This window comes from Xenophilus sp. (assembly GCF_044462705.1).
In the GTDB taxonomy this organism is placed as follows: Bacteria; Pseudomonadota; Gammaproteobacteria; order Burkholderiales; family Burkholderiaceae_C; genus Xenophilus; species Xenophilus azovorans.
The window spans coordinates 1-6,665 of the sequence record NZ_JBIQNC010000240.1; the positions used below are offsets into that span (position 1 = coordinate 1).

8 protein-coding genes are annotated in these 6,665 nt (G+C 72.6%); 1 reads left to right on the plus strand and 7 read right to left on the minus strand.

All coding sequences use genetic code 11. The features are described 5' to 3' along the window. Window positions 1-41 precede the first annotated feature (41 nt). From ACIY1X_RS23405 to ACIY1X_RS23430, 6 genes are all read right to left on the minus strand, one after another. Window positions 42-836: a lysophospholipid acyltransferase family protein gene (locus ACIY1X_RS23405; RefSeq protein ID WP_399685287.1), complete on the minus strand. Its 795-nt coding sequence runs from the start codon at window positions 834-836 to the stop codon at window positions 42-44. Window positions 837-846: 10 nt separating this feature from the next. Further along, a complete protein-coding gene (locus tag ACIY1X_RS23410) occupies window positions 847-2,139 on the minus strand; it encodes a dihydroorotase (protein ID WP_399685290.1) in 1,293 nt (430 codons plus the stop codon). After that, on the minus strand, window positions 2,136-3,098 hold the full coding sequence (locus tag ACIY1X_RS23415) for an aspartate carbamoyltransferase catalytic subunit (protein ID WP_399685293.1): 963 nt from the start codon (window positions 3,096-3,098) through the stop codon (window positions 2,136-2,138). The genes ACIY1X_RS23410 and ACIY1X_RS23415 overlap by 4 nt, the downstream gene beginning before the upstream one ends. Beyond that, the gene (pyrR, locus tag ACIY1X_RS23420) at window positions 3,098-3,601 is read right to left on the minus strand and encodes a bifunctional pyr operon transcriptional regulator/uracil phosphoribosyltransferase PyrR (RefSeq protein WP_399685295.1); all 504 of its coding nucleotides are present in this window, start codon (window positions 3,599-3,601) and stop codon (window positions 3,098-3,100) included. The genes ACIY1X_RS23415 and pyrR overlap by 1 nt, the downstream gene beginning before the upstream one ends. Before the next feature lie 82 nt (window positions 3,602-3,683). Beyond that, window positions 3,684-4,106, minus strand: a complete 423-nt coding sequence (gene ruvX / locus ACIY1X_RS23425) for a Holliday junction resolvase RuvX (RefSeq protein ID WP_399685297.1) — start codon at window positions 4,104-4,106, stop codon at window positions 3,684-3,686. Next, the gene (locus ACIY1X_RS23430; RefSeq protein ID WP_399685299.1) at window positions 4,103-4,735 is read right to left on the minus strand and encodes a YqgE/AlgH family protein; all 633 of its coding nucleotides are present in this window, start codon (window positions 4,733-4,735) and stop codon (window positions 4,103-4,105) included. Before ACIY1X_RS23430 ends, ruvX begins: the two co-directional genes overlap by 4 nt. On the opposite strand from ACIY1X_RS23430, the gene ACIY1X_RS23435 reads away from it, so the two are divergent. Further along, window positions 4,734-6,287: a cryptochrome/photolyase family protein gene (locus tag ACIY1X_RS23435; protein WP_399685302.1), complete on the plus strand. Its 1,554-nt coding sequence runs from the start codon at window positions 4,734-4,736 to the stop codon at window positions 6,285-6,287. The genes ACIY1X_RS23430 and ACIY1X_RS23435 overlap by 2 nt on opposite strands. Window positions 6,288-6,350: 63 nt before the next feature. Here ACIY1X_RS23435 and ACIY1X_RS23440 read toward each other — a convergent pair. Continuing rightward, the coding region (locus ACIY1X_RS23440) for a response regulator (RefSeq protein WP_399685304.1) at window positions 6,351-6,665 on the minus strand (315 nt) is incomplete at its 5' end.

Consider the following 6,665-nt stretch of genomic DNA (forward strand, 5'->3'; position numbering starts at 1 on the left):
GCGCGAGGGCTCGAAGTACGGGATCGAGGAGTTCCTCGAGATCAAGTACCTGTGCCTGGGCGGGCTGGACCGCTGAGCGGCGCGTCTTCTTCCAACTGCGCCGCGTCGCGCAGCGCCATCACGTCGGCGTGCAGGCTCAGGGCCCAGCCGCGGCGCTCGCGGCCGTGCGGGTCCTGCGGTTCGCCGAAGCGCACGATGGCCGCCAGCGGCGGCGCGCGCAGCACGCGCCAGAGCGAGCTGACGAGCGTGTCCTCGTCGATGTAGCGGGGCGCGAGGCTGGCCTGGCCGCTGGCCGCGTCGACGAAATGCAGCGCCGCCGGCTGCACCGGCACGCCGGCGGAGATGGCGGCCTGCAGCAGGTTGGCGTGGAAGGGCAGCAGCACGCGGCCGTCGCTGGTGGTGCCCTCGGGGAAGACGGCGATGCGGTCGCCGTTGCGCAGCGCCTCCGTCATGTGGTGCACCACGCGCATCGCGTCGCGGCGCTTCTCGCGCTCGATGTACAGCGTGCCGGCGCCGGTGGAGAGCGTGCCGATCAGCGGCCAGTGCCTCACGGCCGCCTTGGAGACGAAGCGCACGTGCCGTGCCGCGTGCAGGGTCAGGATGTCCAGCCACGAGATGTGGTTGGACACCAGCAGCAGCGGCCCTTCGCCCGGCGGCGTGCCCTGCACGACCAGGCGGATGCCCAGCACCTGCAGCATGCGGCGGGCCCAGCGCTCGACCTCGCGGCCGCGCGCCGCGTCGTCCATCCACTGGAACTTCGTGCGGATGATCCACCAGCCGCGCAGCGCGTGCGCGATGGCGTGGAGCAGCCGGGCGATGGCGCGCAGGGTGCGCACGGGCGGGGCGTCAGGCCGCTTCTTCGGCCAGCGCCTCGTGCACGAGGCGCCCGCCCACCAGCGTGGCGCGCGCGCGGCCGCGCAGCGCATGGCCGCCGAAGGGCGTGTGCTTGCCCTGGCTCTTCAGCGTCTCGGGCAGCACCTGCCACGCATGCGTGGGGTCGACCACCACCAGGTCGGCCTCGCCGCCGGCCTCGATGCGGCCGATGGCCGCGCGGCCGATCAGGCGCGCCGGCGCCGCGGTCACCACCTCGACGGCGCGCCGCAGGCCGGCGCCGCTGTCCTCACCCCACTGCAGCGCCAGCGGCAGCAGCAGTTCCAGGCCGGAGGCGCCGGGCACACTCTCGGCGAAGGGCAGCGTCTTCTCGTCGGCGTCGACGGGCGTGTGGTCGGACACCAGCGCGTCGATGGTGCCATCGGCCAGCCCGGCCGAGAGCGCGTCGCGGTCGCGCTGCTGGCGCAGCGGCGGCGACAGGCGCGCGCGGCTGTCGAAGTAGCCGATGTCGGTGTCGACCAGGTGCAGCGAATTGATGCTGACGTCGCAGCTCACCGGCAGGCCGGCGGCCTTGGCCTCGCGCACCAGCTGCACGCCGGCGGCGCTGGACAGGCGGCACAGGTGCACGCGCGCGCCGGTGGACTTCACCATCTCGAAGATGGTGAACAGGGCGATGGTCTCGGCCGCCACGGGCACGCCGGCCAGGCCCATGCGCGTGGCCAGCGGGCCGCTGGCGGCCACGCCGCGGCCCAGGTCGCGGTCCTGCGGGCGCAGCCAGACGGTGTGGCCGAAGGTGCTGGCGTACTGCAGCGCGCGCTGCAGCACGACGGTGCTGGGCAGCGGCACGTCGGCCTGGCCGAAGCCGATGCAGCCGGCCTCGGTCAGCGCCGCCATCTCGGTCAGCACCTCGCCGGCCAGGCCGCGGGTGAGCGCGCCCTGCGGGAACAGGCGGCAGCGCTGCAGCTTGCCGGTGCGGAAGGCCAGCATCTCCACCAGGCCGGGCTCGTCGAGCACGGGGTCGGTGTCGGGCGGGCACACCAGGCTGGTCACGCCGCCGGCCACCGCGGCGGCCGTCTCGCTCTCGAGCATGCCTTCGTGCTCGTAGCCGGGCTCGCGCAGGCGCGCGGCCAGGTCCACCAGGCCGGGCAGCACCAGGCAGCCGGTGGCGTCGAGGGTGCGCTCGGCCTGGAAGCCGGCGGGCGCCTCGCCGAGCGCGGCGATCTTGCCGTCGGCCACGGCGACGGCGGCGATGCCGTCGAAGCCCGAGGCCGGGTCGATCACGCGGCCGTTCTGGATCAGGAGGTTCATGCTTCGTTTCCGGCGACGATGCTCATGACGGCCATGCGGACCGCGATGCCGAAGGTGACCTGCGGCAGGATCACGCTCTGCTCGCCGTCAACCACCTCGGAGGCGATCTCCACGCCGCGGTTGATGGGGCCCGGGTGCATGACGATCGCATCGGGCTTGGCGCGCCGCAGCTTCTCGGGCGTGAGGCCGTAGGTCTTGAAGTATTCCTGGCTGGAGGGGAGCAGCGCGCCGCTCATGCGCTCGTTCTGCAGGCGCAGCATGATGACCACGTCGCAGCCCTCGATGCCTTCTTCCAGCGAGTGGAAGACCTTCACCCCCATCGGCGCCATGTCGCCCGGCACCAGCGTGCGGGGCCCCACCACGCGCACCTCGGCGGCGCCGAGCGTGGTCAGCGCGTGGATGTCGGAGCGGGCCACGCGCGAGTGCAGCACGTCGCCCACGATCGCCACAGTGAGGTTGGAGAAGTCCTTCTTGTAGTGGCGGATGGTGTACATGTCGAGCAGCCCCTGCGTGGGGTGCGCATGCCGCCCGTCGCCGGCGTTGATGACGTGCACGTGCGGCGCCACGTGCTGCGCGATCAGGTAGGGCGCGCCCGACTCGCTGTGCCGCACCACGAACAGGTCGGCCGCCATCGCGCTCAGGTTGGCGATGGTGTCCAGCAGCGTCTCGCCCTTGGCGGTGGAGCTGCGCGAGATGTCGAGGTTGATGACGTCGGCCGACAGGCGCTTGGCCGCGATCTCGAAGGTGGTGCGGGTGCGCGTGCTGTTCTCGAAGAACAGGTTGAACACGCTCTTGCCGCGCAAGAGCGGCACCTTCTTGACCTCTCGGTCGCTCACGCTGACGAAGTTGGCGGCGGTGTCGAGGATGTGGGTGAGGATGTCCTTGGGCAGGCCCTCGATGGACAGCAGGTGGATCAGCTCGCCGTTGCGGTTGAGCTGCGGATTGCGCCGGGCGAGCATCAGCGTGGGTCCTCCAGGGTGAAGCGCAGGCTGCCGTCGTCGCCCCGCGCCAGGGCGAGCAGTTGCGTCTCGGGCAGCGCCAGGTGCGCGGCGGCGAAGTCGGCGGCCACGGGCAGCTCGCGCCCGCCGCGGTCGACCAGCACCGCCAGACGCACGCAGGCCGGGCGGCCGAAGTCGAACAGCTCGTTGAGCACGGCGCGGATGGTGCGGCCGGTGTAGAGCACGTCGTCCAGCAGCAGCACGTCGGCGCCCTCGACCTCGAAGGGCAGCACGGTCTGCGCGCTGGCCGCCATGCCGCGCCGCGCGAAGTCGTCGCGGTGCATGGCCGAGGAGACGACACCGGCCTCGCCGGGCAGGCCCAGGTCGCGCTGCAGGCGCTCGGCCAGCCAGGCGCCGCCGGAGGTGATGCCCACCAGGCGGGTGGCGGGGCGCATCAGCCCCTTCACGCCGTCGAGCAGCGCCGCATAGAGCGCCTGGGCGTCGGGCAGGGTGGTCGTTTTCATCGCCGGGCCGCCCCAAGATGAGAAAGCGCCCCCTCGGGGGGCAGCGCACCACGCGAAGCGGGAAGCGTGGGGGTTTCATTGCTCACGGCAGGGTCCTCAGGAACTGTTCAAGGATGATGCAGGCGGAGGCGGCGTCGGCGTCCTTCGCGCCGCCGGCCAGCGCCTCGGTGGTGCTGTAGCGCTCGTCCACCTCGTACACCGGCAGGCCGAAGCGGCCGTGCAGCTGCCGCGCGAAGCGGCGCGCGGCGCGGGTGTTCTCGTGCTCGGCGCCGTCGGGGTGGAAGGGCACGCCGACGACCAGCGCGTCGGGCTGCCATTCGCGGATGCGCGCCTCGATCTGCGCGAAGCGCGCGTCGCCCTGCGCGGCGATGGTGGGCTGCGGCGTGGCGCTCCTGAGCAGGCGGTTGCCGGTGGCCGTGCCGACGCGCCTGGTACCGAAGTCGAAAGCGAGGAAGGACTGGAAGCGCGCGGGGACGTCGGCGGTGGAGGCTGCCGGACCGCTCATGCGTGCCCCGCCTCCGGCGAGAGCTTCCATGCCTCCAGCCCCAGCAGCGACAGCGCCTTGTCGTAGCGCTGCTCCACCGGCGTGTCGAAGATGACGGCCGGATCGGCCATCACGGTGAGCCAGCTGTTCTCGGCGATCTCGGATTCGAGCTGGCCCTCGTCCCACGCCGAGTAGCCCAGCGTGACCAGCACCTTGCGCGGGCCGGCGCCGGTGGCCATGGCCTCCAGCACGTCCTTGGAGGTGGTCATCTCCAGCCCGCCGGGGATCATGAGGGTGGAGGCGTAGACCGTGGGCTCGTCCTCGCCATCGCTCTTCCTGGCGTCGTCGCCCCCGGGCACGGGGGTGGGGCGCACCGGCTCGTGCAGCACGAAGCCGCGCTCGGTCTGCACCGGGCCGCCGTGGAAGACGGGGGCGTCGCTCAGGTCGGGCCGGTCCAGGTGCAGCTCGACCTTCTCGAACAGGCCGCTGAGCTTGATGTCGGCCGGCTTGTTGATGATCAGGCCCAGGGCGCCGCGCTCGCTGTGCTCGCACAGGTAGACGACGCTGCGGCTGAAGGACTGGTCCTGCAGGCCCGGCATCGCGATCAGGAAGTGATGCGTGAGGTTGATCCGGGCAGAATCGCTGGCCATGCCGCCGATTTTACTGGCCGTGGACAAGGTCTACCCTCGCGGGCTGGTGTGGTTCCGGCGGGATCTGCGGGCGCACGACCATGCGGCGCTGTACCACGCGCTGCGCAGCTGCCGCGAGGTGTTCTGCGCCTTCGTCTTCGACACGGACATCCTCGACGCCCTGCCCGGGCAGGACCGCGCGCCGCGCGCCGACGGCCTGCGCTCGGACCGGCGGGTGGAGTTCATCCACGCGTCGGTGCGCCTGCTGGGCGAGCAGCTGGAGGCGATGGGCGGCGGCCTGGCCGTGCGGCACGGCGCGGCCGGCCACGAGATCGCCGCCCTGGCCCGGGCGCTGGAGGTGCAGGCCGTGTTCGCCAACCGCGACGACGAGCCGGCTGCCCTGGCCCGCGATGCGCAAGCGCTCGGCACGCTGGCCGACGCCGGCGTCCGCCTGCACCTGCACAAGGACCAGGCCGTGTTCGAGCAGGACGAGGTGCAGACCCGGACGGGCCTGGCCTTCTCGGTCTTCACGCCCTACAAGCGGGCCTGGCTGGCGAAGCTGAACGACTTCTACCTGCGGCCCTACCCGATCGCGCATCATGCCGACGCGCTCGCCCCGCTTCCCGCCGCGCACCGGGCGCCGCCGCCCTCGCTGGCCGCGCTGGGCTTCGCGCCGACCAACCTGGGCACGCTGGAGCTGCCGCCCGGCACCGAGGGCGCGCAGCGCATGCTGGCCGACTTCTTCGAGCGCATCGACCGCTACCACGTGGCGCGCGACTACCCGGCCGTGCGCGGCCCCAGCTACCTGGGCGTGCACCTGCGCTTCGGCACGCTGTCGATCCGCGAGGCGGCGGGCCTGGCGCACCGGCTGAGCCTGGAGGGCAACCAGGGCGCCGCCACCTGGCTTTCCGAGCTGATCTGGCGCGAGTTCTACATGCAGGTGCTGGCGCACCGGCCCGACCTGGCCGAGGGCAGGAGCTTCCGCCCCGAGTACGACCGCATCGCCTGGCACCACGGCAAGCACGCCGACGGCCTCTTCGCCGCCTGGTGCGAGGGGCGCACCGGCTACCCGCTGGTCGACGCGGCGATGCGCCAGATCAACGAGACGGGCTACATGCACAACCGGCTGCGCATGGTGGCCGCCAGCTTCCTCAGCAAGGACCTGGGGCTGGACTGGCGGCGCGGCGAAGCCTACTTCGCCAACCACCTCAACGACTTCGAGCTGGCGTCGAACAACGGCGGCTGGCAGTGGGCCGCCTCCACGGGCTGCGACGCGCAGCCCTGGTTCCGCATCTTCAACCCGGTGACGCAGAGCGAGCGCTTCGACCCGCAGGGCCGCTTCATCCGCCGCTACGTGCCCGAACTGGCGCGGCTGCCCGACACGGCGATCCATGCGCCCTGGCTGGCGTCGCCGCTGGAGCTGGAGGCGGCCGGCGTGCAGCTGGGCGAGACCTACCCGCGCCCGCTGGTCGACCATGCCCAGGCGCGCGAGCAGACGCTGGCGCGCTACGCGGCCGTGCGCGGCCGGCAGGACGGCGGCGCGCCCGCCCGGCGCAGGCGGCCCAAAAGCTAACGCCCGCCACGGCAGTGGCGGGCGTCGGGAGCGATCCGGCTCGAAAGGCGCGGCCTTCTCGGCTCAAGCCACCTCGGCCGGCTGCGCCACCGCGAAGAGGCGCACCAGGCGCAGCAGCTCCTCTTCCGAGTAGGGCTTGCCCAGGTAGTGGTCCACGCCCAGCTGCTTGGCATGCTCGCGGTGCTTCTCGGCGATGCGCGAGGTGATCATCACGATCGGCAGGCCGGCCAGCTTCTCGTCGGCGCGGATGTTGCGCGCCAAGTCGAAGCCGTCCATGCGCGGCATCTCGATGTCGGACAGCACCACGGCCGGGCGCTCCTGCTGCAGCCGCTCCAGCGCCTGCAGGCCGTCGGCGGCCAGCGCCACGCGGTAGCCCTC